Below are 22,496 nucleotides of genomic sequence, written 5' to 3'. Positions count from 1 at the left end.
CATGTCGATCCCCGTTGTTCAAGAAACCGCGCCGCTGCTGCTGATCCAGCGGCGCATCCCCTGGGCCTTGATCGGCCTGCTGGTGCTGGCCTTTGTCGTGGTGCCGCTGTGGGGCAATGACTATTGGCTGAATGCGATCCTGATCCCGTTCCTGGTGCTGTCGCTGGCCGGGCTGGGCCTTAATCTGCTCACCGGGTACACCGGCCAGACCTCTGTCGGGGCCGCCGGCTTCATGGCCGTGGGCGCGTTTGCCACCTACGGGTTCCTGCTGCGCCTGCCGGAGCTGGGGTTGCCGGTGGCGTTGCTGGGCGGTGGGATCATCAGCGCCGTGGTCGGCTTGCTGTTCGGCCTGCCCAGCTCGCGGATCAAGGGCTTCTACTTGATGGTCACCACCCTGGCCGCGCAGTTTTTCCTGGAGTGGCTGTTCGTCAAGTTTCCCTGGTTCTACAACTACGGCTCGTCCGGGACCATCTCCGCGCCGAAGCTGGCGTTGTTCGGTCACGACCTCAATACGCCGTTGGGCCGCTACCTGCTGACCCTGGTCACCGTGCTGCTGTTGACCTGGACCGCCATCAACCTGGTGCGCAGCTAGGTCGGGCGCAACTGGATGGCGATCCGTGACATGGACACCGCCGCCGCCGTGGTCGGCATCCCGGTGGTGCGCTACAAGCGCCTGGCGTTCGCGGTCAGCTCGTTCTACCTGGGGATAGCCGGCGCGCTGTGGGCCTTTGCCTACCTGGGTACGGCCAGCGCCAGCAGCTTCGATATCAATCGCTCCTTCCAGATCCTGTTCATCATCATTATCGGCGGCATGGGCAGCATCGCTGGCAACTTTGTCGGCGCGGCCTTTATCAGTCTGCTGCCGATCTTCCTCAGCCATGCCGGGCAGGCACTGTTCGGTGGCTCGGTGGATGCGGGGCAGTTGCAGAACTTGCAGAAAATTATCTTTGGCGTGTTGATCATCGTGTTCCTGATCAAGGAACCCGAGGGCTTGATCCGCCTGTTGCACAACCTGCGTGACCGTGTGCGGCAGTGGCCGCTGCGTTTCTGAACCTTATTGTACTGACTGATAGAGAGCCCCCATGCGTGCATCCTTGAAACGTTCCTTGATCGGCGCCGCGTTTACGCTGGCATCCCTGGCCGGTGCCGTCCCCCAGGCGATGGCCTCGCCCGACCAGCAATTCATCCCCCTGGCCACCTACCGCGTTGGCGCGTATGCCTCCAGTGGCGTGCAGGTGTGGGCCGGGATGATCGACTACCTGCGTTACATCAACGAAGTCGAAGGCGGCATCAACGGTGTGAAGCTGGTGTGGCAGGAGTGCGAGACCGAGTGGACGGCAGAGAAGGGCATCGAGTGTTACGAGCGCTTCAAGAATGGCCTGGATGGCGCGCCGGTCGCGGTGTACCAGCCCAACGGCGCACCGGCGGCGTATGCGCTGAGCGAGCGCGCCGAAGTGGACAAGATCCCGCTGATCACCCTCGGCTACGGCCGCACCGAAGCCACCGACGGCACGGTATTCCCCTATAACTTCCCGGTGATGCTGACCTTCTACAGCGAAGCCTCGACGCTGGTGAACTACATCGCCCAGCGTGAAGGCGGTTTCGACAAACTCAAGGGCAAGAAGATCGCCACGGTCTACCACGACTCGGCCTACGGTCGCGAAACCCTCGGACCGCTGAAGTTGTTGGCGGAAAAATACGGTTTCGACAATATCCAGATCCCGGTCGCCGACCCAGGCAACGAGCAATCCGCGCAATGGCGTCAGGTGCGCCAGGCCAACCCGGACTGGGTGTTCCTGCGCACCTGGGGCGTGTCCACACCGGTCGCGGTAAAGACCGCTGCGCGCTTCGGCTTCCCGGTGGACCACATCGTCGGCGACATCTGGGCCAGCTCCAGCGAGGACGTATTGCCTGCCGGTGCCGCCGCCAAGGGTTACCTGGCCCTGACGCCATACCCGGCCGGGGCTGATTTCGAGATCCACAAACGCCTCAAGCAGTACATCCTCGACAAGGGCCACAGTGACCTCAAGGACCTGAAGAACTTCGGCAGCGTCTACTACAACTCCGGCCTGGTGAATGCCGCGGTCGCGGTGGAAGCGATTCGCACCGGCCAGGCCAAGTTCGGCAAGCGCCCGCTCAATGGCGAAGAAGGTCGCTGGGGCCTGGAGCACCTGAACATCGACGACGCGCGCTTGAAAGACATGGGCTACCTGGGCCTGATGCAGAACCTCAAGCTGTCGTGCCGCGACCACGAAGGCGGCGGCTCGGCGCGGGTGCAACAGTGGGACGGCGCCAACTGGACGCTGATCAGCGACTGGATCGCCGCCGACCGCGCGCTGTTGCGTCCGTTGATCGATGAAAAGTCAGCCGCGTTCGCCAAGGAAAAAGGCCTGACGCCGCGTACCTGCACCGGGGATGAATAAACCATGAACCAACCCGCCATCGACGTCGCGCGCCCGTCGCTGCTGACCGTCAACGATATCGAAGTGATCTACGACGGCGCGATCCTGGCGGTGGCCGGGGTGTCGCTGAACGTGCCCAAGGGCGCGATCGTGGCCTTGCTTGGTGCCAACGGCGCCGGCAAGAGCACCACGCTCAAGGCCATCTCGGGGTTGGTGCGTGCCGAGCGGGCCGAGGTCAGCCGTGGGGTGATCGAATACGCAGGCGTCGACCTGGCCGGGATCGACCCCAGCCAACGCGTGCGCCAGGGCATGGTCCATGTGCTGGAAGGTCGTCATGTGTTCGGCCAGTTGACCGTCGAGGACAACCTGCGCAGCGGCGGCTTTGTCAGGCGCTTGAGCCGCCGGGACATGGAGCACGACCTGGAACGCCTCTATGCCTGGTTCCCGCGGCTCAAGACCAAGCGCCACACCCGCGCCGGGCTCACCTCGGGCGGCGAGCAACAGATGGTCGCCATCGGCCGGGCGTTGATGACCCGTCCTGCTTTGGTACTGCTCGACGAGCCGTCCATGGGGTTGGCGCCTATGATCGTGCAGGAGATTTTCGAGATCATCGCGCAGCTCAACCGCGAGCAGCAGGTGAGCTTCCTGGTCGCCGAGCAGAATATCAACGTTGCGTTGACCTATGCGTCCCACGGCTACGTATTGGATACTGGGCGCGTAGCCTTGAGTGGCAGCGCCGCTGAACTGCTGGCGCGCGGCGATTTGCATGACTTTTACCTGGGCAAACAGTAAGGGCGACCCTGCATGACTGAATCCATCCGCAACGCTGATGTGCTGATCATCGGCGGCGGCCTGAGCGGCACGATGCTGGCCGTGCAACTCTTGCGCCTGCCCGGCAAGCGCCGGATCCTGGTAATCGAGCCGCGCGCTGAACTGGGGCGTGGCGAGGCCTACAGCGCCGTCGAACTGGGCCACACCTTGAACGGCAATGCGGCGCGCATGAGCGTCGACCCGGACAACCCCGACGACCTGACCCAATGGCTCACCGACTACATCGGCGCTGGCGGCTGGCCCGAGTCGGACCAGCAGCACGTGCCGATCAGCGAACTATTCCCGCCGCGCGGGATATTTGGTTTGTATGCCCAGCAACGCCTGGCCGAGGCAAAGGCACGTTCCGCCTCCAGCGTTGAGCACGTGCGCGGCGAAGTGGTCGACCTGCAAAGGGAGGACGCCTCAACGCTGCTGACCCTCGATAACGGCCAGCCACTGCGCGGCGGGCTTGTGGTACTGGCCACCGGCATGTTCCCGGCGGCGCGTACACCGCAGACCCAGTCCAGCGGGTTGAACGCGACGGCGGTTGACCCCTGGGACGTGCAAGCGATGACCCAGATTGACCCGCAAGCGCCGGTGCTGATCATCGGTTCCGGGCTCACCATGGTCGACGCCGTAGTCTCCCTGGAGCAGGCTGGGCATCGTGGGCCGATCGAGGTTTTCTCGCGCCACGGCCTACTGCCTCATGTGCGCCGGCAACCGCCGGGCTGGGTGGATTTTCTCAGCGAGGACCAGCGCCTGCGCAGCCCACGGCAATTGCTGCGCGAGGTGCGTCGGCAATGTGGCATTGCACAAGCGCAGGGGATCGATTGGCAAGCGCCGCTGGACACGGTGCGTGCACACATCGGCCGGTTGTGGAGCCAGGCCAGCGAGCGCGAGAAACGCCAGTTCGTGAGGCATGTGCGGCCGTGGTGGGAAAGTCATCACCACCGCTCGCCGCCGCTGAGCGCGCAGTTGGTGGCGCGCTTGCATGACGAGGGGCGGTTGCGCATCCGGGCTGCCTCCTTCAAGGGCTTGGAACCTTCGGCTGAAGGCGTGACAATTCGTTTGCGTCATCGCGGCGAGCAAGGGATCACCCTGGTCTCGGGCGCAGCGCTGATCAACTCCAGTGGCATCGAATACGACTGGCGCCGGGTGGCTCGGCCATTGCCGCAACAGTTGCTCAAGCGTGGCCTGATCCAGCCCGGGCCGCTGGCGTTGGGGATTGCGGCGGATGCCTGCGGGGCCGTGGTGGATGCACAGGGGCGGGTCAGCCAGCGGTTATTCGCCATGGGCCCGCCGTTGCGGGGGATGTGGTGGGAGAGTACGGCGGTGACCGATGTGGCGATCCAGGCCAAGGCGTTGGCCGCCAAGCTGACACAAATCTAAAGGTGGGAGCGGGCTTGCCCACGAATGCGTCGGATCAGTCAATGAATGTATCGACTGTCACTCCGCCTTCGCGGGCAAGCCCGCTCCCACATTTGGCACTTCATTTACCTGGGGATTTTCACAAACCCTGGCTTTAGGCCGAACACTTCCACGCCTTGGGCAGTCGATTGCCCGGTGGTCACTTGGCTGATCCAGACCGGGCCGCTGGCGTTGGGGGATTGCGGCGGATGCCGGGGGCAGTGGTGGATGCACAGGGGTGATTCAGGCCAAGGCGCCTGCCGCCAGGCTGACACAAATCTAAATGTGGGAGCGGGCTTGCCCGCGAATGCGTCGGATCAGTCAATGAATGTATCGACTGTCACTCCGCCTTCGCGGGCAAGCCCGCTCCCACATTTGGCACTTCATTTACCTGGGGATTTTCACAAACCCTGGCTTTAGGCCGAATACTTCCACGCCTTGGGCAGTCGATTGCCCGGTGGTCACTTTTACCTGCTCCACCGGCTTGTCCATGGCCTCGCGGTATTCGACCGTCATGTCCGGCTGGATCGCCTGGCTCGGAATCACAATCGCCTGCGCATTGTTGTAGGTCACGATGGTCAACCGCGCGCTCATCCCCAGCCGCACCCGCTGCAACTGCTGCGGCGTGAGCTTGGGGATCGACAGGGTCACCGGAAACTGCGCGCTGCCCTGGCTGTCACCGGCAATCGCCAAGCCACTGACCGCGCTGACCGAACCGGTCAGCCGCTCGCCATCGAACCCGTCCCCCAGCACTTCCACCGCCTGGCCCTGGTGCAGCTGGTTGATGTCCAGTTCCGACACCTTGGCGACGATTTTCAGCCGTTCGATATTCGCCAGGCCGAACAGCACCTGACCCTGGCTGACCTTGCTGCCGGCCTGGACCGGGGCATTGTTGTTGCCACCCCCTTGGGCGGACGTATTGCCGGGCGGTGGCACCACGATGCCTGAGAACGGCGCCTTGACGTCCTTGCCCTCGAGCAGCTTATTCAAGGCGTCGTATTTCACCGTGGCATTGGTCAGTTCCATGTCGGCGATCTGGCGGTATTCGCCCTTGCCCTGTTCGATGGCCTGCTGCAGTTCGCTGCGGGCCGAAGCAAGGTCGAGCTGTTGCTGTTGGACCTGCTGCCTGAGGTCGTCCAGTTCGTTGCGTGGGATGATGCCGCGCTTGAACAGGTTTTCGCTTTCAGTGAGTTTGCGCTGGGTATTGCCGGCGTTCATTTCCGTGGTGCGCAGGCTGCGGCGCGCGCGGCCGACTGCGGGGCTGCTGTCCCAGTCATGCATCTCTTGCACGGTGCGTCGGGCCTTGAGCTGGGCCGAGAGGGCGTCACGCAGTTGCACTTCCAGGGTGGCCGGGTCCATGCGCAACAGCACCTGGCCGGCCTCGACCCGCTGGCCTTGTTCCACCAGGTTGGCTTGCACATTGCCGTCGAAGGGCGCGGTGAGGGTGATGGTGGTGTCGGGTTCGATCTTGCCCACCAGGCCGATCTGGTGCACCAGCGCGTCGGGCTTGATGGCCAGCCACTGCTCGGCGGTGCTGGCTGGGTCGGAGGCCGGACTGCGCAAGGCCAGGCCCGCGCCGCCCAGCAGCACGATCAATACAGCACCCAGCAGGCGTTTCTGATTAGTAGTCATTGAGGGCGATTTCCCAACTTTCCAGCGTCATGCCCAGGGTCAAGTCGAGCTGGGTCTGGGCGTTCAAATAAGCGATCAGCGCATTGAGTTGCGCGTTTTCGGCGTTGCGCAGGTCGGTCTCGTAGCTCAGCACCTGAAAGTTGGTGGAACGCCCGGCGCTGAGTTTTTCCCGCTCGATCTCGATCTTGCGTCGCGACAACTCCACCGCACGCTGGGAGATTTCATATTGGCGCCAGCGGGTGCCGAGGTCGCGTACCACGTCGTTGACGCTGCGTTCCAGTTCCTGGCGGGCATCGGTGATGCGGATCTCCTGGTCCTCCACATTCACCCGCGCGCGCACTTCGGCCTGGCGCGTGCTGATATCACCGATGGGGATTTGCACCTGCACTCCAGCGTAGCTCTCCCAGGTGCGGTTGTTGGAGCGGCCGGCATCGTTATCGTAGGCGTCGCGCACCTGGTTGGCACCGGCCACGAGGTCCACCTGCCAACGCCCGGAGTCCTTGGCGATCACCAGGTCGAGGTCGGCCTGCTGGCTGCCGAGCAGGGCGGCGAGGTATTCCGGTTGCTGGGTTTGCGCCAGGTTGAAGGCCTGGCGCTTGTCGATCTGCATGGGCCTGGCCTCCAGGGCTTCGGTGGCGCGGATCGGCGTGGACAGGTCCAGGGCCAGCAGGCGCAGCAGGGCCAGGCGGCTGGAGTCCAGTTGGTTCTGCGCCTCTTCCACACCCAGTTGCTGGGTGGCGATATCGGCTTCGGTCTGTACGATTTCGAATTCGGCCATGCGCCCGGCGCTGATCAGCGCCTTGTTCACTTCCAGCAAGGTGCCGGAACGCTTGAGGGCGTCCTGCACGATGCTCAATTGCTCCTGGGCGCGCAGCAATTCGCGGTAGGTGGCGATGATCTGGCTGATGGTCTGCGCCACGGTGGCCTTGAGGTTCAGGCGGTTGGCCTGCTCCGCCAGGCGCGACAGGCGCAGCGGCGCGGTGGTGGCGTCCCAGCCGGCGCCGCGCATCAGCGGTTGGATGATTGCCAGGTCCAGGCCGTCGCTGCGGTAGCGGCCGGCGCGGTCTGCGTTGTTCAATTGTTGGGTCCAGGCCATGCTCAAGCGCGTGCCGTACTCACCGAGCAGGCTGGTGGCCGGCGCCACGTTGGCATTGCGCGCATTGTCGGCGGAGCCGCGGGTGCTGCGGTAGTAACTGTTGAGCGTGAGCTTGGGGTTGAACACATCTTCGGCCACGCGCAGGTCGAATTTCTGCGCCACCCGTTGCAGGTACGCACTGCGGATCGCCGGGTTATTGCGCAAGCCCAGGTACACCGCATCACCCAGGGTCATGGTGGTGACCTGGGCATTCAGCGAGACACTGCGGTCGTAGCCGCTGCGGGTCGTACTCGGTGCCGACGGTTTGATCACCACGTCGGCGGCCATGCCCGGCAGGCTGACCAGGGCAAGCCAGAACAGCCACCTATTCATCGCGCAGGGCCTCCACCGGCTGCAGCCGTGAGGCAGAGACCGCCGGGTAGATGCCGAAAAACAGCCCCACCAGTAACGTACTGCCTACTCCCAGCGGCAGGGCGGCGACGGCCAGGGCAAACGCCCAGCCCGACAGCCAGGCGTACAGCCAGGCAGCGGTCATGCCCAGGACCGCGCCGCACAGCGCGCCGACGGCGGTGAGGGTCACGGCCTCGAGCAGGAACAGGTTACGGATATCTCGCTGACGCGCGCCCAGTGCCATGCGAATGCCGATCTCGCGACGCCGCTCCGACACGTTCATCAGCATCACGTTCATCACGCCCACGCCACCGCCCACCAGGGAGATTGCACCGAGGGCCAGCAGCAGATAGGCGAAGGTGCGGCTTTGCCGGGTCATGCCGTCGATCATTTGCTGAGGCACCTGGATATCCACATCGTGGTCGGGAAGTTGGGGCCTCAACGCGGTGGCCGCCTCCTGGGCGAGCCGTTCCATGTCCTGGCCGGGCATGGCGCGGATGATCACGTTGCCGATCTGCGGCAGGGCATAGATGCGGCGCATGCCTTCGGCGGGGATGAACAGCGACTCGTTGGCCTGCACCGGCATCAACATCGCCCGGGGCTGGCTGCGCAGGATGCCCACGATCAGGAACAGGTAGTCGTTGATACGCACGCGGTCGCCCAGTTGCAGCGGGTCGCCCGGCGCCCCCAGGGCCTCGGCCAATTGGCTGCCGATCACGCCGTAGGTTTCACTGGCATCGAAACTTGAGAGGAAACGCCCTTGTTGCACCGCCAGGCGCATCGCGTCCTGGATGCCCGGTGTGCTGCCGACGAAGTTGGCATTGACGGTACGGCCGTGAAACACAATGGGCCCGCTGAACAACGTGAGGGCGCCGATATGGGCAATGCCCGACACCGTTTGGCGCACGGCGTCCAGGTCGAGGCGGGCGGGCATCATCACCGTGCCGCTGCCTTTGGACGGGAACTGGGCGACGAGGGTGTCGGTGCCCATGTCCTTGAAAATCATCGCGGCATCCACTGCTGCGTTGTGCCCGATATTGATCAACGCCACCACTGACGAGCTGCCGATGACAATGCCCAGCAGTGCCAGGACCGAGCGCTTGCCCAGGGTGCGCAGGCTGACGAACGCTTCATGCAGCAGTTGGCTGACGCTCTGTTCGACCCGCAGGCTCATGGGCGCCCGGCCTCATTCACCACGCCATTGCGCACCAGGATCTTGCGGTCCAGGCGCTCGGCGATGTGCGGGTCGTGGGTGACGATGATCAGCGTGACCTGTTGCTCGCGGTTCAGTGCCAGCAACAGGTCCATGATCTCCTGGGCCGTGGTGCTGTCGAGGTTACCGGTCGGCTCGTCGGCCAGGATCACCGAAGGCTTGCCCACCAGGGCCCGTGCAATGGCGACCCGCTGGCGCTGGCCGCCGGAGAGGTCGGCGGGGCGGTGGTGTGCGCGGTCGGCCAGGCCGACCTGTTCGAGCATGCGCAGGGCCTGCTCCACCGACTCATGGCGCGACACGCCGCGATAACCCAGGGGCAGCGCGACGTTGTCCAGGGCACTGAGGCGTGGCAGCAGATTGAAGCTCTGGAACACGAAACCGATTTGCTGGTTGCGGATCGCCGCCAGCTCATCGGGGGTGGCGTTGAAAATGTCGTGCCCGGCAAAGCGGTACTCGCCGCAGTTGGGCAGGTCCAGCAGGCCAAGGATATTAAGCAGGGTACTTTTGCCGGAGCCGGACGCGCCGAGGATGCCGCAGCTGTCACCGCTGGCAATGGACAGGCAGACATCATTGAGAATGGACAGGTGTTGCCCGGCCAGCTGATAGCTTTTGCCGATGCCGTGCAGTGAGATCAAGCCTGGGTGCGCGCGGGTATCTGTCATCATGACTACGCCTGCAGTCTCGACGGTGCCGTGCTGTCCCTGGAAAAGCATTGTTACAAGTTCGGGAGCTGCCTGGTACGCGTCACGGACTGGTTTTATTTCTTGTTTTTAAAATATTGTTTGAATACTAACCGTGTTCCAGCGGCTTCGCCAGCCATCGATATAGAGCGGTTTCACCCCTTGAAACGATTTCTGCCATGGCACTGCAGGCCGTCCAGAATCCGTTCGACTAGGCTCAACGAGCCCGCCAGCAAAGGCTTTCGATCATATGGCGGTGTGTCACTACTTGCTTTCGGACGACGGCACCGGTATAAAAAATCAAATTATTTTTTAAAACAATATTTCCCACGTGGAACTTCTATGGTCGCGAAGAAAGTCAGCGCTCCAAACATTACCAAGACTCGACTGCTGGATGCGACAGAGGCTCTCTTCATTAAGTACGGATACGATGCGGTTTTGTTGCGGCAGATTACCGAGCGTGCCCAGGTCAACCTGGCTGCGGTGAACTACCACTTCGGGGACAAGGACTCCCTGATGAAAACCCTGCTGATGCAGCGCCTGGAGCCGCTCAACGAGCAGCGCCTGGAATTGCTCGCGCGCTGTGAGGCCGAGTCCGACGGCCCGCTGGATTGCGACACCCTGCTCGGCGTGCTGTTTGCCCCGGCCATGGGCCTTGAGCGTAGCGATCCGGCGAGCGCCAGTGGGGAAGGGCGTTCGTTCATCCGGTTCCTGGGGCGGGTCTACAGCGATACATCGCCGTTTATCCAGGAATACCTCAAGGTGCATTACCAGCCGGTGTTCCAGCGCTTCTTCGAAGCCTTTGCCCTGGCCTTGCCCGAGCTGCCGCGCAATGAACTGGGGGTGCGCCTGCAATTTGCCCTCAAGGCGATATCCGGCGTGATGGCCGGCACTGAACTGCGCCTGCTGATGAACTCCATGAGCCTGGGGCGCCCGGCCACGGATGCCGAAGTGATGGCCAAGTTGATCACCCTGGTGTCGGCGGCGATTCGCGTGCCGCAGCAAAGCCCGGAAGCGGAAAATGCCTTGGCCAGGGTGCTCGACACCCAGCGGGCTATTCGTGAACAAGCGTCGGCGCCCGCCGCCAAGGTTTCGCGCTGATCCCTGTTGGGGCCACCTCAAGCCTGCCGTGTTTTGCAGACGTGTTTTTGCAAGGCAAAAAAAAGCCCGCTGGGGCGGCGGGCTTGATGTGCAACGTTTGTAACGGATGAGGCTTCACCCTACGTCTCTGGATGTGAATAAATCGTGAAAAATATGTAGGAAAAAGTATGAAAGTGCTGAGGCGGTTAACAGCGTCGACGCGCCACCTTCTAAATCTTCCAGTGTCCGGCACTTTTGGCCAGGCGTTGGCGCATTGCATCAATGTTTGCCGCCAGTTGCACCGTCAACAACCGATAACCATCCAGGGCACTGTACACCGGCGCATCCAGCGCTGGCTCGGCGCCCGTGATGTGACTGGGCCGCTCCAACCGCTCCGTCACGCCCGACTTCAAGGCGCGCGCCATCCCTACCAGCTGCACTCGAATCTGCCGGTGTTCGGCTTTCAGCATCACCTGCATCCTCGCCATCGCTTGTTCGTCCCGGGGATCTGGGCGGGTATTTCCGAGGATTTCCAGGGTGCTGATGCACATGCGCAAATGCCGCTGGATCGCGTCCAGTTCCGTCATCGAAATCCGCACTTCCTTGGACACCGACGGCATCAGCGAACGCAACTGCACCATCGCCGCGTTCAAGCGGTTGAGCAGTTTGAGGTGTTCATCGTCGGTGACCGACTGGCCATTGATGATTCGGCTGTAGATCGCCGCGCAATCGCGCAACGCGCTGGCCAGGTTGTAGCGCCACGAGTACACAGCGTATAGCGGCAAGGCAAAGGAGAACGCCAGGGCCAGGACGATGCCGATCAGGATATCGACCGTGCGCCACAAGCCATCCGAGATCGGGTTGTCTCCATGGCCCGCGACGATAAACACGGTGATCGCCGACAGCAGCGCAATGTAGCCGCCCTTGCCGATGGCGTGATACGAAAAGAACCCGCACACCGCCGACATCAACAGGTAGGTCAAGAACGGCTGGCCAAAGTAGGCCTGCTGCACCACCAGCAACAAGCCGACGCTGGCGCCGATCAACGTGCCATAGGCGCGCTCCACGGCTTTCTTGCCGATATTGCCGTGGTGCTGCAAACCGCCGATCACGATCAGCATGGTGACCGACGCCCACTCACCGTGGGGCAGGTTGATGCCCGTGGTCAGCAGGATCGTCGCCAGCAACCCGATGGACACGCGCACGGCGTGGATCAGCTTGGCGTGGCGATAGCGACGGTAGGGGTCGAGCAGGGGACGTAGCAGGCGCCGGGCAAACAGAGGTAGGTGCAGGTTCATCGGTATTAAAGTGGCCTCAAAAAGTCAGGGGTGACTCGATCAAATGTGGGCGCTGGCTTGCCTGCGATCGCGTAGACCCAGTGTGGCGGGAGCACCACGGTGCTTGCATCGCAGGCAAGCCAGCGCCACAGATGCCTGCTTTCACACAGGCTCCCAGGTGCTGTCAGAAAATGTAGTCGGTGGTCAGGAAGCTTGAGTCACGGTTGCGCAAAATGTCGCTGACCAGCGCCTTGTTGCTTTCCTGGAACTTGGTCGCCACCAGCGTGCGGATCGAGAACACGCGCAACGCGTCATGTACCGACAGCGTGCCCTCGGCCGAGTTCTTGCGCCCGTTGAAGGGGAAGGTGTCGGGACCACGCTGGCACTGCGCGTTGATGTTGATACGGCCGACCTGATTGGCGAAGGTGTCCACCAGGCGCCCGACCTCCACGGCGCTGGTGCCGAAGATACTCAGTTGCTGGCCGAAGTCCGAGTCCAGCACATAGTCGATCACTGTCTGCAAGTCGCGGTAAGGCACGATCGGCACCACCGGGCCGAACTGCTCTTCGTGGTACACGCGCATCTGCGGGTTCACCGGGTACAGCACCGCCGGGTAGAAAAATGACCCTCGACTGCTGCCGCCATTCTCATTCACTACGTTGGCACCGTGCTGCGCTGCGTCGGCCACCAGCTCGTTGAGGTAGTCCACCTTGCCCACTTCAGGCAACGGCGTCAGCGCCACGCCGTCTTCCCACGGCATGCCGGGTTTGAGCGTGGCCAGTTTCTGGTTGAATTTCTCGATGAAGCGGTCGACGACGTCTTCATGCACGAACAGGATTTTCAGCGCGGTGCAGCGCTGGCCATTAAACGACAAGGACCCGGTCACGGCTTCGCTCACGGCATTGTCCAGGTCCACCTCAGGCAACACGATGCCTGGGTTTTTTGCGTCCAGGCCGAGTGCCGCACGCAGACGGTGTGGTTTCGGGTGCAGCTTTTTCAGGTCGCTCGCGGCTTTGTTGGTGCCGATAAACGCAAAGATATCGATCTTGCCACTGGCCATCAGCGCGCTGACGGTTTCGCGGCCGCTGCCGTAGATCACGTTGATGACCCCGGCCGGGAAGCTGTCGCGGAACGCCTCCAGCAACGGGCGGATCAACAGCACGCCGAGCTTGGCCGGCTTGAACACCACGGTGTTGCCCATGATCAGCGCCGGGATCAGGGTGGTGAAGGTTTCGTTCAGCGGGTAGTTATAGGGCCCCATGCACAACGCCACGCCCAGTGGTACGCGGCGGATCTGGCCAAGCGTGTCTTGCTCCAGCTCGAAGCGGCTGGAACGGCGGTCCAACTCTTTGAGGGCATTGATGGTGTCGGTGATGTAGTCGCAGGTACGGTCGAACTCTTTCTGTGAATCCTTGAGGTTCTTGCCGATCTCCCACATCAGCAGCTTGACCACCGCGTCGCGCTGTTCCCGCATGCGCCGCAGGAACGCTTCGACATGCTGGATACGATCTGCCACGCGCAGGGTCGGCCATTCACCCTGGCCGCGATCATAGGCGCGCACCGCGGCGTCGAGCGCGGTGAGGGCGGTTTCGGCATCCAGCAGCGGCGTGCTGCCGATGTGCACGCGTTCGTCGCCCAGTTGCACCGGGCTTTGCACCTTGGCCAAGGGACCGTTCCATACCTTCAACTGGCCGTCGACCAGGTAATCACGCTGTTCGATGGGCGCCGCAAGGCGGAACTGTTCGGGAATGTCGGCGGCGCAGGTGGGAAACAGCTGGGCGAGCAGGTTGCTGGTGGTCATGTCGCTACCCCTGGAATAGTTGCAAAACATGACTAGAGAGTCACCCAACAATAGGCTCTATGGCAAGGCTCGCGCGCTTTCTTGTGCGTCGCACTGCGCCTGAAGGTTAAACTGCGCGGCTTTCTTGAAGGAGTTCACATGAGTCAGTACCAGCCGGGCATTCTTGTCACACCGGTGCCGTTGCAGGCACGCCATCTGTTTTTCGCCGTGGATACCCTGGCAGCCGTGCCCGCTGCGCTGGATGCGTTGGTACAGCTGGCCGACACGGCGACAGTGGTCGGTGTTGGCGAGCCGCTGGTCACCGCGCTGGGCGCCCGCATTGACGGTCTGCGCCCATTCCCCACGGTCAGTGGGCCGGGCGCGCATAACCCGTCTACCCAGCAGGCATTGTGGGTATGGCAGCAGGGTGAGGACCGCGGTGAATTGCTGTTGCGCAGCCGTGCACTGGAAAAGGCATTGGCCCCGGCGTTTCGCCTGGTGCAGATGACCGAAGGTTTCCGCTACAAGACCGGCTTCGACCTCACCGACTACGAAGACGGTACCGAAAACCCCCACGACGACGCAGCGGTCGAAGCCGCCCTGACCGACAGCGGTGCCAGCTTCGCCGCGATCCAGCAATGGCAGCACGACCTCGACGGCTTTGCCGCCTTGCCTGCGCAAGAGCGCGACCACATCATTGGCCGCCGGCATGGCGACAACGAAGAGTTGGACGACGCGCCCGAATCTGCCCACACCAAGCGCACCGCCCAGGAGAGCTTCACGCCGGAAGCCTTCGTGGTACGCCGTTCCATGCCGTGGGCCGAGAACGGTCAGGCTGGGCTGATGTTCCTTGCGTTTGGCCATTCGTTCAATGCGTTCGAAGCGCAGTTGCGGCGGATGAGTGGGTTGGAGGATGGGATTGTCGATGGTCTGTATCGCATCAGTAAGCCGTTGACCGGTGGGTACTACTGGTGCCCACCGTTGAAGGATGGTCATCTGGACCTGAGTACGATGTTTCCGGCAACACCCATCTGAAGGCTGGGGGCGGGGGGCGCGTTACCCATTCGTGGTGATTTTTGCGGTAACCGACGCCGCCGAAACGCACGCTTGCGCAAAGACGGATAGTTCGCAGGGGGTGGCGTTCGGGATGCCGAATAAAGCGCCCTTGTCTTGGCACTGTTTTATCGACTGTGTATCGGACTGTATCCCCGTCCCCCCCTGATACACCCGCATGACGTTCTATCGCGTTCGCGACACAGAGCGGATACACGCCTGGCTTTAACTCTGTCCACCAGCTGGCGCAGGCGGTCACCGACCCCAAGGCGCCCTGGCCACACTCAGTCAAGCCAGGAGACTCACCCCCCATGAAGCGTCCCTACGCAGCCCTCGCGGCAACCCTCGCCCTGTCCATCAGCGCCTTTGCGGCCGTGGCCCATGCCGATGAGCCCAAGCCCCAGGAAAAATGCTTCGGCGTGTCCCTCGCCGGTGCCAACGATTGCGCCGCGGGCAAAGGCACTTCGTGTGCCGGCACCGCCACCGCCGACTACCAAGGCAACGCGTGGGTGCTGGTCGACAAGGGCACCTGCACCCAGATCAAGACGCCTAAAGGCCTCGGCAGCCTGACGGAGCAGCCGTGAGCCGAGCGGCCTCGACGAGGGTGATCCAGCGACTGCTGCCACAGGCCCTGCTGTTGCTGGTGGCTCGGGTGGGCATTGCGGCGGTGTTCTTTCTGTCAGGACGCACCAAGGTCAGCGGGTTCCTTGAACTCAAGCCGTCGACCTACACGCTGTTCCGCTCGGAATACGCCCTGCCGCTGATCCCGCCGGAGTGGGCAGCGCACCTGGCGACCTACGCCGAGCATGTGTTCCCGCTGTTGCTGGTGCTGGGCCTGTTGACCCGTCCGGCCGCCGCCGTGCTGCTGGGCATGACCCTGGTGATCGAGGTGTTTGTGTACCCCGATGCCTGGCCGGTGCACCTGACCTGGGCGGGCCTGCTGTTGCCACTGCTGGCGTACGGCGGTGGAGCCTGGTCGCTGGACCGCCTGATCTCGGGCAAACGTTCGTAACTTTGATGGAGATTTCCAATGCGCATGCTTTCTTCCCTGGCCATTGGCATGGCCCTGACCGTTCCGATGTTGGCCCAGGCGGCCGACGCGCCATTGCCCGGCACCGGTAAAAGCGTCGTGATTGTGCCCGGTTCATTTGTCGACGGTTCAGGCTGGCGCGTGGTGCACGACATTCTGATCCACAAGGGCTACAAGGTCACCGTGGTGCACCAGGGCCACGAGAGCCTGGCTGCCGATGTGGCCGAGGCGCGCGAAGTGCTGGAGCAGCAAGTCGGCCCGGTGGTGTTGGTGGGCCACAGTTCCGGTGGCGGGGTGATCTCGATTGCCGGCGACCGCGACAAGGTCAAGTCGCTGGTCTACGTGTCGGCACTGCAGCCGGAAGTGGGCGAGAACATGGCCCAGTTGATCGGCTCCATGCCGGCGCCCAGTGATGACATCAAGGCCAGCCGCGACGGTCACCTGTTCTTTGATCGCACCCAATTCAACGCCGACTTTGCCGCCGACCTGACGACTAACCGCACCGACTTCATGGCCGCCTCCCAAGTGCCCGCGACCACGGCGTTGTTCGGCGGCACCGTCTGGGCCGCGGCCTGGCACAAGAAACCGACCTACGCGGTGGTCTCCACCGAAGACCGTGCCCTGAGCCCGGACCTGCAGCGCTGGATGTACAAGCGTGCCGGTTCCAAGGTCACCGAAATCAAAGCCAGCCACTCGGTGTACATCTCCCAGCCTGAGGCTGTGGCAAAGGTCATCGAAGACGCGGCTTCCGTTATCCAGTAATTCACCCCACCCCCCGGAGAAACACCCATGAGCACTGCACTCAAATCCCGCCTGAGCCTCGCTGCCGCTGCTGCCCTGATCGCCATGGCATCGGCCTCGTTCGCCACGGCCGCCAGCGCTGCCGACTCGCAGGAAAAACCCGGCCGTTGCTACGGCGTCAACACGTGCAAGGGCACCAGCCTGTGCGCCACCGCCAAGAACGACTGCAAGGGCCTCAACAGCTGCAAGGGCGAAGGCGTGATCGTCAAGACCCCGTCCGAGTGCCTGAAGGCCGGCGGCACCCTGACCGAACCGAAGTAAACCACCCGGCGAGCCCCCTGCGGGCTCGCCACTTATTCTTTGCGAAGGTCCGCGATGCCGATATCCAACCCTCACTTCTCAGGCTATGGCCTGGGGCTGCGCAAGGAGCACTACGGCGACTTCCTGGAGACCTCGGTGCCCGTGGATTTCGTCGAAGTGATCTCCGAAAACTTCATGGTCGCGGGCGGCCAGCCCCGGCATATCCTGCGCCAGGTGCGCGAGCGCTACCCGGTGGCGCTGCACGGGGTGTCCATGTCCATCGGCACGGCCGAGGGCCTGGACATGGACTACCTGCTGCGCCTCAAGTCGCTGGTGGACGAGGTCGAGCCGCTGTCTGTCTCCGACCACCTGAGCTGGTCGCGCAGCGGAGGCTTCAACGCCCATGACTTGTTGCCCGTGCCCTACACCGACGAAGCACTGACGCGCGTGTGCGCCAATATCCACCAGGCCCAGGACGTGCTCGGCCGCACCCTGCTGTTCGAGAACCCCTCCAGTTACCTGGCATTTGAGGGCGCCTCCATGACCGAGTGGGAATTTATCGGGGCCATGGCCAAGCGCACCGGCTGTGAACTGCTACTGGACGTCAACAATGTGTTTGTCAGTGCCAGCAACCACGGTTTCGATGCCCTGGCGTTTCTCGAGGGCCTCCCTGCCGAGCGGGTGCGCCAGGTGCACCTGGCGGGCCACAGCCAGGGCCGCGGCCTCTTGATCGACAGCCATGACAGCCCAGTGTGCTCCGGGGTCTGGGCGCTGTACGCGCACGCCATTACCCGGCTCGGCCCGGTGGCGACCATGATCGAGCGCGATGACGAGATCCCACCGCTCGCCGAATTGCTTCACGAACTGGCGTTGGCCCGCACCTTGGGGGCAAAGCGATGAACCTGGCGCAGCTACAGCAGACCTTTCGCGAGTGGTTGGTGAGCGCCTCGGACGCGTCCGCGCAATTATTGGGCGATGATCACGCAGGCCTGGCGGTGTACCAGAACAACTACCGCGCACAGTTGGTGGGTTGCCTGGAACAGGCGTTTCCCAACCTGCGCCGCTGGCTCGGGGAGGAGGTCTTCCTGGCTGCGAGCATCACCCACATCGACCGCCACCCGCCTCATGCCTGGACACTGGACGCGTACCCCGAGGGGTTCTACGCGACGTTAAGGCACGTGTTCCCGCGCAATCCGGATGTGCATGAGCTGGCCTGGATCGAGTCCGCCCTGAACGAAGCTTTCGTCGCCGCTGATGCGCTGCCCCTGACGCCGCAGGCGTTGGTTGGGCTGGACTGGGACACAGCGGTGCTGCAACTGACGCCGTCGTTGCGTTGCCACGGCCTGACCACCAATGCCGAGGCGGTCTGGTCGGCGTTGTGGCAGGACGTGCCCGCGCCCGAAGCTGTGATGCTGGCGCAACCGGGCGGCTTGCTGGTGTGGCGGCGTCAATTCACCTCGCGCTTGCGCCAGGTGGATGCGCAGGAACTTCAGGCGTTGCAGCACGTGCAGGCCGACGGCAGTTTTGCCGGGCTGTGTGAATGGCTGGTGCAGCGCCTGGGCGAAGAGGCGGGCGTGATACAGGCGGGCGAGTACCTGGCCGGTTGGCTCGGCAGTGAATTGATTGTGGGGGTGAGTCATGTTTGATCGTCGTGATTTTTTACTGCTGGCAGCGGTGGTGATCGCCGCACCGGCGTTTGCGGTGCAACAGGTGAGTACCGATGACCAGGAGATCCGTTATGAGCAGTTCGGGGCGCAGGAGGGACGGGCGATCATTTTGCTGGCAGCCGATGTCCACGTGTTTGCCGACCTGACGGCGCCGCTGGCCGCCCAGGGCTTTCGCGTGATCGTTCCGTACCTGCGCACTGCAGACGACGCCGTGCTCGGCCAGGATGTGCTGGACCTGATGAATGCGCTGCACATCCCCGAAGCGGTCCTGGCAGGCGTGGAAGCGGGCGGGCGGGTGGCCACGCGCGCGGCGACGCTGAAGCCGAGTCGGTGCGTGGGACTGGTGACCTTGAATACCACGCCCCAGGCCGGTTTTGCCGACGCTGTGGGAGTGATGGCGAACAGTGGACACTGGCGAACCTGAGGGCCTTAAGCGATCAACTCCACGACTCCGCTGTGCAATCGGTAAACGCCGCCGACGATGCCGAGTTTGCCTTGGGCCACGGCCTCGCGCAGCAGGCCAGGCTCGTGCTTGAGGCGCGCGACGGTGTCGATGACGTTTTGCGCGATGGCATTGGCAAGCAATGGGCCAGGAGCCTTCAATACCTTGTTCACGGAGGGTTTGAAGGCTTGCGCGAGGCCCTGGATCTTGCCGGGGAAAGTGGCGTTTTCCTGGATGGCCTTGACCGCGGCCGAGAGTGCGCCGCAACTGTCGTGTCCGAGCACCATGACCACAGGCGTGCCTAGCACTGCGACGGCATATTCGAGGCTGGCGAGTTCGTTGTCGGTCACGAAGTTGCCCGCTACTCGTACGGTAAACAGCTCGCCCAGGCCGGTGTCGAAGATGTGCTCGGGGGCAGCTCTTGAGTCGGCGCAACCCAGCACCGTCGCGAAAGGGTGTTGGTGACTCACCAGTATTTCCCGTTCTGTCATGAAGTCGTGGCGCTGAGTGACATTGGCGGCGAAGCGGTGATTGCCTGCCATCAACCGGGCCAACGCCTGGTGCGGGTCAGCCTCATCGCCAGGCTTGGGCGGTGTAACGGGTGCGGTAGGCGCCGCAACGCTGGGCAGTGCCCCTGCGAGCAAAAGTGCCCCTGCGCCAGCGCCGGCCAGCTGCAGGAATTGTCGACGGTCATTGCTCGAGACGGATGGAGCGGGTTCGTGAGTCTTGGACACGGGCTGGGTTCTCAAGAGCGGGGAGAAACCGCCAAGGTTGCAAAATAGGCGGTGGGAAGCTGTAGGAGAACTCTGGTAGCGCGCGGCTGTGCCGGCTGAACATGAATATTTTGACAGCCAGGCAATTGTCCACTGAAAAAATGCTCGCCTGCCCGTAATCTGGAGCCTTTGTCACCTGCGCGGATTGTTCATGTCTTCTGTTGCCGATGGGTTGCCCCTCAATAAACGCTTGCCGGCCGTGATCGCGATCTCCCTGGGGATCGGCATGGCGACACTGGACACGGCCATCGTCAACACGGCCTTGCCGACCCTGGCCGAGGGGATTGGCACCGATTCCGCCTCGGTCATCTGGGTGGTCAATGCCTACCAGTTGGCGATCATTGCCACGGTGCTGCCGTTTGCTTCGCTCAGTGACGTGCTGGGGCATCGCCGGGTGTATCTCGGCGGGTTACTGCTGTTTATCGTGTCGTCGCTGTTGTGCGGGCTGGCGGGTTCGCTGGTCACCCTGACTGCCGCACGGGTGGCGCAGGGGCTTGGGGCGGCGGCGATCATGAGCGTGAACACGGCGTTGTTGCGGCATATCTACCCTTCGAAAATGCTCGGGCGTGGCCTGGGTTACAACTCCCTGGTGGTGGGGTTGGCGTTTACCTTGGGGCCAACCGCCGCATCAGCGATCCTGTCGGTGGCGACCTGGCACTGGTTGTACCTGATCAATGTGCCCTTGGGGTTGCTGGCGCTGCTATTGGGCCTGCGCTCGTTGCCGACCCTGCCAATGACCGGGCATGCCTTCGACCGTCTTGCCGCCGTGTTGTGCGCGGGGCTGTTTGCCTTGTTGGTGTTGGGGTTGGGCACAGCGGTGCACGGGGCCCAGGGCGTGCTGACGTTGGGCTTGATCGCCGTGGCGCTGGTGTGCGGCGCCTTGCTGCTGCGGCGCCAGGCCGGGCACCCGGCGCCGATGCTGGCGCTGGACCTGTTCAAGCGTCCGGTCTTTGCGTTGTCTTCCCTGACCGCTATCTGTGCTTTCAGCGCCCAGGGCCTGGCGTTTGTGTCGTTGCCATTTATGTTGCAGGCGGTGCTGGGCCATAGCCAAGTGGAAACCGGTTTCTTGATGACGCCGTGGCCGGCCGTGGTGGCGGTGATGGCGCTGGTGGCGGGACGTCTGGCCGACCGTGTGTCCCTTGGCGTGCTGTGCGGCATCGGCCTGTTGATGCTCAGCGTGGGAATGGCCGCGTTGGCCACCCTGGGCAGTGGGGCCTCGGCGTTCGATATCGGCTGGCGCATGGCGCTGTGTGGCGCCGGTTTCGGGTTCTTCCAGTCGCCCAACCTCAAGGCATTGATGACCAGCGCGCCGTTGGCTCGCAGCGGAGGGGCCAGTGGCATCGTAGCGATTTCGCGGTTGCTGGGGCAAACGCTGGGGGCGTCACTGGTGGCGTTGTGTTTCCACCTGTCACTGGGCAGCGGGCCGCACTATGCGTTGTGGCTGGGCTGCGGGTTTGCCCTGGTGGGGGCCGTGGCCAGTGGCTTGCGTGTGCTGCCCTACGGCAAAAAGACGTGATTGGGCGTTGTAAAACAGAGCGGCGGAAGGCTACCGTGGCGACCTGAGTATTTCGGGATGTTTCAGATTTATGTCCAGCCTGGCCCTCCGTACTGCTGATACGCACTCGCGCCGAGCTGCGCTGACCCTGGCTTTATGCTTGCCCAGTGACGTGTTGCTCTACCTGCTGCTGCCGATGGAGTCCCAGGCCTTTGGTATCACCCTGGCCCAGGCCGGGGTATTACTGGCGGCCAACCGCCTGGTGCGGATTTTCGGCTACCGGCACGTGCTCAATTTCTACGCACGCAACGGCGACCGCCTGACCTGCATGATCGCCGCCGGTGCCGCGACCCTGTGTGCCTTGGGCAACTCGGTGTTATCGGGCTTCGCCGCGTTGCTGGGGCTGCGACTGGTGTGGGGCCTGTGCTTCGCCGCGCTGAACCTGTCGACCCAAGTGTTGGCCACGTCGGAGCCGGCCGGTGCCGCACGCCGGGCTGGGCGTTCCCGCGCGCTGATTGCCCTCGGGCCGATGCTGGCGCTGCCACTGGGCGGCTGGCTGACGCTGTGGGCGGGGCCGCGCCCGATCTTTGTGATTCTGGCCGGGTGTTGCCTGGTGGGGGTGTGGGTGGCGCGCAGCTTGCCTGCGGCGGGGCATGATCTGCACACCACGCCGGGGCGGCGCTTCAAGTGGCCCGACAGTGTGGCGGTGTGGTCGTTTATCGAAGGGGTGGCACTGGATGGCCTGTTTATCTTCGGCCTGTCGATCCAGGCGCAGAAGCTGCTGGGGGGTGATGCGGTACTCATCGCCGGTGGCCTGATGGCGCTGCGTTATGTCTCGGAAATGCTCCTGAGCCCCTTGGGCGGCCGCGCGGCCCAGCGATTTGGCGCCACGTCGATGTTGCTGCTGTTTTCGTTCTTGAGTGCCCTGGCCCTGACCGCGTTCGGCAGTTATTGGGTCATTGTCGGCGCGGCGGCGGTGCTGGTACTGCGCGCGCTGCAACTGCCACTGGTGACCACCCTCGTGGCCGAGCGCAACCCAGGTTCGATGCGCGTGTCGGCCTTGGCCTCGAATGCCGTGTGGCGGGATATCGGCGCTGGCCTCGGCCCATTGCTCGCCGGCCTCTTGCTGCCGATTGCCTCCGCCCCCTGGGTGTTTGGCCTGGCGGGCGCGGCGATTGCAGTGAGCGCGGTGTTCTGCTGGCGGGCAAAGGTTTCCAGCTGACGGTGT

The 22,496-nt window shown here is 63.5% G+C and carries 21 protein-coding genes and 1 pseudogene; 15 read left to right on the top strand and 7 right to left on the bottom strand.

Features of this window, described 5'->3' with window-relative positions; translation table 11 throughout:
* Nucleotide 1 precedes the first annotated feature (1 nt).
* From ATH90_RS17105 to ATH90_RS17090, 4 genes and pseudogenes are all read left to right on the top strand, one after another.
* A pseudogene (locus ATH90_RS17105) lies at nt 2-1,051 on the top strand (branched-chain amino acid ABC transporter permease).
* 31 nt (nt 1,052-1,082) lie between these two features.
* Nucleotides 1,083-2,423: an ABC transporter substrate-binding protein gene (locus ATH90_RS17100; RefSeq protein ID WP_098466855.1), complete on the top strand. Its 1,341-nt coding sequence runs from the start codon at nt 1,083-1,085 to the stop codon at nt 2,421-2,423.
* Nucleotides 2,424-2,426: 3 nt separating this feature from the next.
* A complete protein-coding gene (locus tag ATH90_RS17095; RefSeq protein WP_034106902.1) occupies nt 2,427-3,194 on the top strand; it encodes an ABC transporter ATP-binding protein in 768 nt (255 codons plus the stop codon).
* Nucleotides 3,195-3,206: 12 nt separating this feature from the next.
* Entirely contained in the window at nt 3,207-4,601 is a 1,395-nt protein-coding gene (locus ATH90_RS17090; protein ID WP_098466854.1) for an FAD/NAD(P)-binding protein, read from the top strand.
* Nucleotides 4,602-5,006: 405 nt separating this feature from the next.
* Here ATH90_RS17090 and ATH90_RS17085 read toward each other — a convergent pair whose 3' ends face one another.
* Genes ATH90_RS17085 through ATH90_RS17070 form a run of 4 tightly spaced genes read right to left on the bottom strand, consistent with a single transcriptional unit; the run spans nt 5,007 to nt 9,615 of the window.
* Entirely contained in the window at nt 5,007-6,251 is a 1,245-nt protein-coding gene (locus tag ATH90_RS17085) for an efflux RND transporter periplasmic adaptor subunit (RefSeq protein WP_098466853.1), read from the bottom strand.
* A complete protein-coding gene (locus tag ATH90_RS17080) occupies nt 6,241-7,719 on the bottom strand; it encodes a TolC family protein (RefSeq protein ID WP_034106896.1) in 1,479 nt (492 codons plus the stop codon). The genes ATH90_RS17085 and ATH90_RS17080 overlap by 11 nt, the downstream gene beginning before the upstream one ends.
* Nucleotides 7,712-8,911 carry an ABC transporter permease gene (locus tag ATH90_RS17075; RefSeq protein ID WP_098466852.1) on the bottom strand — a complete coding sequence of 400 codons (1,200 nt, stop codon included), beginning with the start codon at nt 8,909-8,911 and terminating at the stop codon, nt 7,712-7,714. Before ATH90_RS17075 ends, ATH90_RS17080 begins: the two co-directional genes overlap by 8 nt.
* The gene (locus tag ATH90_RS17070; RefSeq protein WP_034106892.1) at nt 8,908-9,615 is read right to left on the bottom strand and encodes an ABC transporter ATP-binding protein; all 708 of its coding nucleotides are present in this window, start codon (nt 9,613-9,615) and stop codon (nt 8,908-8,910) included. The genes ATH90_RS17075 and ATH90_RS17070 overlap by 4 nt, the downstream gene beginning before the upstream one ends.
* Nucleotides 9,616-9,972: 357 nt before the next feature.
* On the opposite strand from ATH90_RS17070, the gene ATH90_RS17065 reads away from it, so the two are divergent.
* Complete coding sequence (locus tag ATH90_RS17065; protein WP_034106890.1) at nt 9,973-10,731, top strand: TetR/AcrR family transcriptional regulator; 759 nt, start codon at nt 9,973-9,975, stop codon at nt 10,729-10,731.
* A 209-nt stretch (nt 10,732-10,940) separates the two neighbouring features.
* Here ATH90_RS17065 and ATH90_RS17060 read toward each other — a convergent pair whose 3' ends face one another.
* Nucleotides 10,941-12,002: an FUSC family protein gene (locus ATH90_RS17060; RefSeq protein ID WP_034106989.1), complete on the bottom strand. Its 1,062-nt coding sequence runs from the start codon at nt 12,000-12,002 to the stop codon at nt 10,941-10,943.
* Between the two features lie 169 nt (nt 12,003-12,171).
* Nucleotides 12,172-13,788 (bottom strand): NADP-dependent glyceraldehyde-3-phosphate dehydrogenase, encoded by a 1,617-nt coding sequence (locus tag ATH90_RS17055; protein ID WP_098466851.1) that lies wholly within the window; start codon nt 13,786-13,788, stop codon nt 12,172-12,174.
* 138 nt (nt 13,789-13,926) lie between these two features.
* On the opposite strand from ATH90_RS17055, the gene ATH90_RS17050 reads away from it, so the two are divergent.
* The 8 genes from ATH90_RS17050 (at nt 13,927) to ATH90_RS17015 (ending at nt 18,982) form a co-directional block, all read left to right on the top strand.
* Nucleotides 13,927-14,802 (top strand): Dyp-type peroxidase, encoded by an 876-nt coding sequence (locus ATH90_RS17050; RefSeq protein ID WP_098466850.1) that lies wholly within the window; start codon nt 13,927-13,929, stop codon nt 14,800-14,802.
* Nucleotides 14,803-15,131: 329 nt separating this feature from the next.
* Nucleotides 15,132-15,404: a BufA1 family periplasmic bufferin-type metallophore gene (locus ATH90_RS17045; RefSeq protein ID WP_098466849.1), complete on the top strand. Its 273-nt coding sequence runs from the start codon at nt 15,132-15,134 to the stop codon at nt 15,402-15,404.
* On the top strand, nt 15,401-15,832 hold the full coding sequence (locus ATH90_RS17040) for a DoxX family protein (RefSeq protein ID WP_098466848.1): 432 nt from the start codon (nt 15,401-15,403) through the stop codon (nt 15,830-15,832). The genes ATH90_RS17045 and ATH90_RS17040 overlap by 4 nt, the downstream gene beginning before the upstream one ends.
* A gap of 18 nt (nt 15,833-15,850) precedes the next feature.
* Nucleotides 15,851-16,612: an alpha/beta fold hydrolase gene (locus ATH90_RS17035; protein ID WP_098466847.1), complete on the top strand. Its 762-nt coding sequence runs from the start codon at nt 15,851-15,853 to the stop codon at nt 16,610-16,612.
* A gap of 27 nt (nt 16,613-16,639) precedes the next feature.
* The gene (gene bufA2 / locus ATH90_RS17030) at nt 16,640-16,912 is read left to right on the top strand and encodes a BufA2 family periplasmic bufferin-type metallophore (protein WP_034106881.1); all 273 of its coding nucleotides are present in this window, start codon (nt 16,640-16,642) and stop codon (nt 16,910-16,912) included.
* A gap of 54 nt (nt 16,913-16,966) precedes the next feature.
* The gene (gene bufB / locus ATH90_RS17025) at nt 16,967-17,791 is read left to right on the top strand and encodes an MNIO family bufferin maturase (RefSeq protein WP_098466846.1); all 825 of its coding nucleotides are present in this window, start codon (nt 16,967-16,969) and stop codon (nt 17,789-17,791) included.
* Nucleotides 17,788-18,537 (top strand): HvfC/BufC N-terminal domain-containing protein, encoded by a 750-nt coding sequence (locus tag ATH90_RS17020; protein ID WP_098466845.1) that lies wholly within the window; start codon nt 17,788-17,790, stop codon nt 18,535-18,537. The genes bufB and ATH90_RS17020 overlap by 4 nt, the downstream gene beginning before the upstream one ends.
* Nucleotides 18,530-18,982 carry an alpha/beta fold hydrolase gene (locus tag ATH90_RS17015; RefSeq protein WP_098466844.1) on the top strand — a complete coding sequence of 151 codons (453 nt, stop codon included), beginning with the start codon at nt 18,530-18,532 and terminating at the stop codon, nt 18,980-18,982. The genes ATH90_RS17020 and ATH90_RS17015 overlap by 8 nt, the downstream gene beginning before the upstream one ends.
* 5 nt (nt 18,983-18,987) lie before the next feature.
* Here the strand turns inward: ATH90_RS17015 and ATH90_RS17010 are convergent, their stop codons facing one another.
* Nucleotides 18,988-19,734: a carbonic anhydrase gene (locus ATH90_RS17010; protein ID WP_098466843.1), complete on the bottom strand. Its 747-nt coding sequence runs from the start codon at nt 19,732-19,734 to the stop codon at nt 18,988-18,990.
* A gap of 190 nt (nt 19,735-19,924) precedes the next feature.
* Between ATH90_RS17010 and ATH90_RS17005 the strand changes: the two genes are divergently transcribed.
* Both ATH90_RS17005 and ATH90_RS17000 read left to right on the top strand, forming a co-directional pair.
* Entirely contained in the window at nt 19,925-21,289 is a 1,365-nt protein-coding gene (locus tag ATH90_RS17005) for an MFS transporter (RefSeq protein ID WP_098466842.1), read from the top strand.
* A 70-nt stretch (nt 21,290-21,359) separates the two neighbouring features.
* On the top strand, nt 21,360-22,490 hold the full coding sequence (locus tag ATH90_RS17000; protein WP_034106867.1) for an MFS transporter: 1,131 nt from the start codon (nt 21,360-21,362) through the stop codon (nt 22,488-22,490).
* Nucleotides 22,491-22,496: the final 6 nt, after the last annotated feature.

Origin of the sequence: Pseudomonas lurida (assembly GCF_002563895.1) — a bacterium.
GTDB lineage: Bacteria > Pseudomonadota > Gammaproteobacteria > Pseudomonadales > Pseudomonadaceae > Aquipseudomonas > Aquipseudomonas lurida.
This window is presented reverse-complemented; position numbering and strand designations above follow the sequence as displayed.

Bases quoted from the DNA above. Each gene is read 5' to 3' on its own strand.
- bufA2 (WP_034106881.1), top strand. From the start codon at position 16,640: ATGAGCACTGCACTCAAATCCCGCCTGAGCCTCGCTGCCGCTGCTGCC.
- bufB (WP_098466846.1), top strand. From the start codon at position 16,967: ATGCCGATATCCAACCCTCACTTCTCAGGCTATGGCCTGGGGCTGCGC.
- ATH90_RS17015 (WP_098466844.1), top strand. From the start codon at position 18,530: ATGTTTGATCGTCGTGATTTTTTACTGCTGGCAGCGGTGGTGATCGCC.
- ATH90_RS17085 (WP_098466853.1), bottom strand. From the start codon at position 6,251: ATGACTACTAATCAGAAACGCCTGCTGGGTGCTGTATTGATCGTGCTG.
- ATH90_RS17090 (WP_098466854.1), top strand. From the start codon at position 3,207: ATGACTGAATCCATCCGCAACGCTGATGTGCTGATCATCGGCGGCGGC.
- ATH90_RS17095 (WP_034106902.1), top strand. From the start codon at position 2,427: ATGAACCAACCCGCCATCGACGTCGCGCGCCCGTCGCTGCTGACCGTC.
- ATH90_RS17100 (WP_098466855.1), top strand. From the start codon at position 1,083: ATGCGTGCATCCTTGAAACGTTCCTTGATCGGCGCCGCGTTTACGCTG.
- ATH90_RS17045 (WP_098466849.1), top strand. From the start codon at position 15,132: ATGAAGCGTCCCTACGCAGCCCTCGCGGCAACCCTCGCCCTGTCCATC.
- ATH90_RS17075 (WP_098466852.1), bottom strand. From the start codon at position 8,911: ATGAGCCTGCGGGTCGAACAGAGCGTCAGCCAACTGCTGCATGAAGCG.
- ATH90_RS17005 (WP_098466842.1), top strand. From the start codon at position 19,925: ATGTCTTCTGTTGCCGATGGGTTGCCCCTCAATAAACGCTTGCCGGCC.
- ATH90_RS17070 (WP_034106892.1), bottom strand. From the start codon at position 9,615: ATGATGACAGATACCCGCGCGCACCCAGGCTTGATCTCACTGCACGGC.
- ATH90_RS17050 (WP_098466850.1), top strand. From the start codon at position 13,927: ATGAGTCAGTACCAGCCGGGCATTCTTGTCACACCGGTGCCGTTGCAG.
- ATH90_RS17065 (WP_034106890.1), top strand. From the start codon at position 9,973: ATGGTCGCGAAGAAAGTCAGCGCTCCAAACATTACCAAGACTCGACTG.
- ATH90_RS17055 (WP_098466851.1), bottom strand. From the start codon at position 13,788: ATGACCACCAGCAACCTGCTCGCCCAGCTGTTTCCCACCTGCGCCGCC.
- ATH90_RS17080 (WP_034106896.1), bottom strand. From the start codon at position 7,719: ATGAATAGGTGGCTGTTCTGGCTTGCCCTGGTCAGCCTGCCGGGCATG.
- ATH90_RS17020 (WP_098466845.1), top strand. From the start codon at position 17,788: ATGAACCTGGCGCAGCTACAGCAGACCTTTCGCGAGTGGTTGGTGAGC.
- ATH90_RS17035 (WP_098466847.1), top strand. From the start codon at position 15,851: ATGCGCATGCTTTCTTCCCTGGCCATTGGCATGGCCCTGACCGTTCCG.
- ATH90_RS17000 (WP_034106867.1), top strand. From the start codon at position 21,360: ATGTCCAGCCTGGCCCTCCGTACTGCTGATACGCACTCGCGCCGAGCT.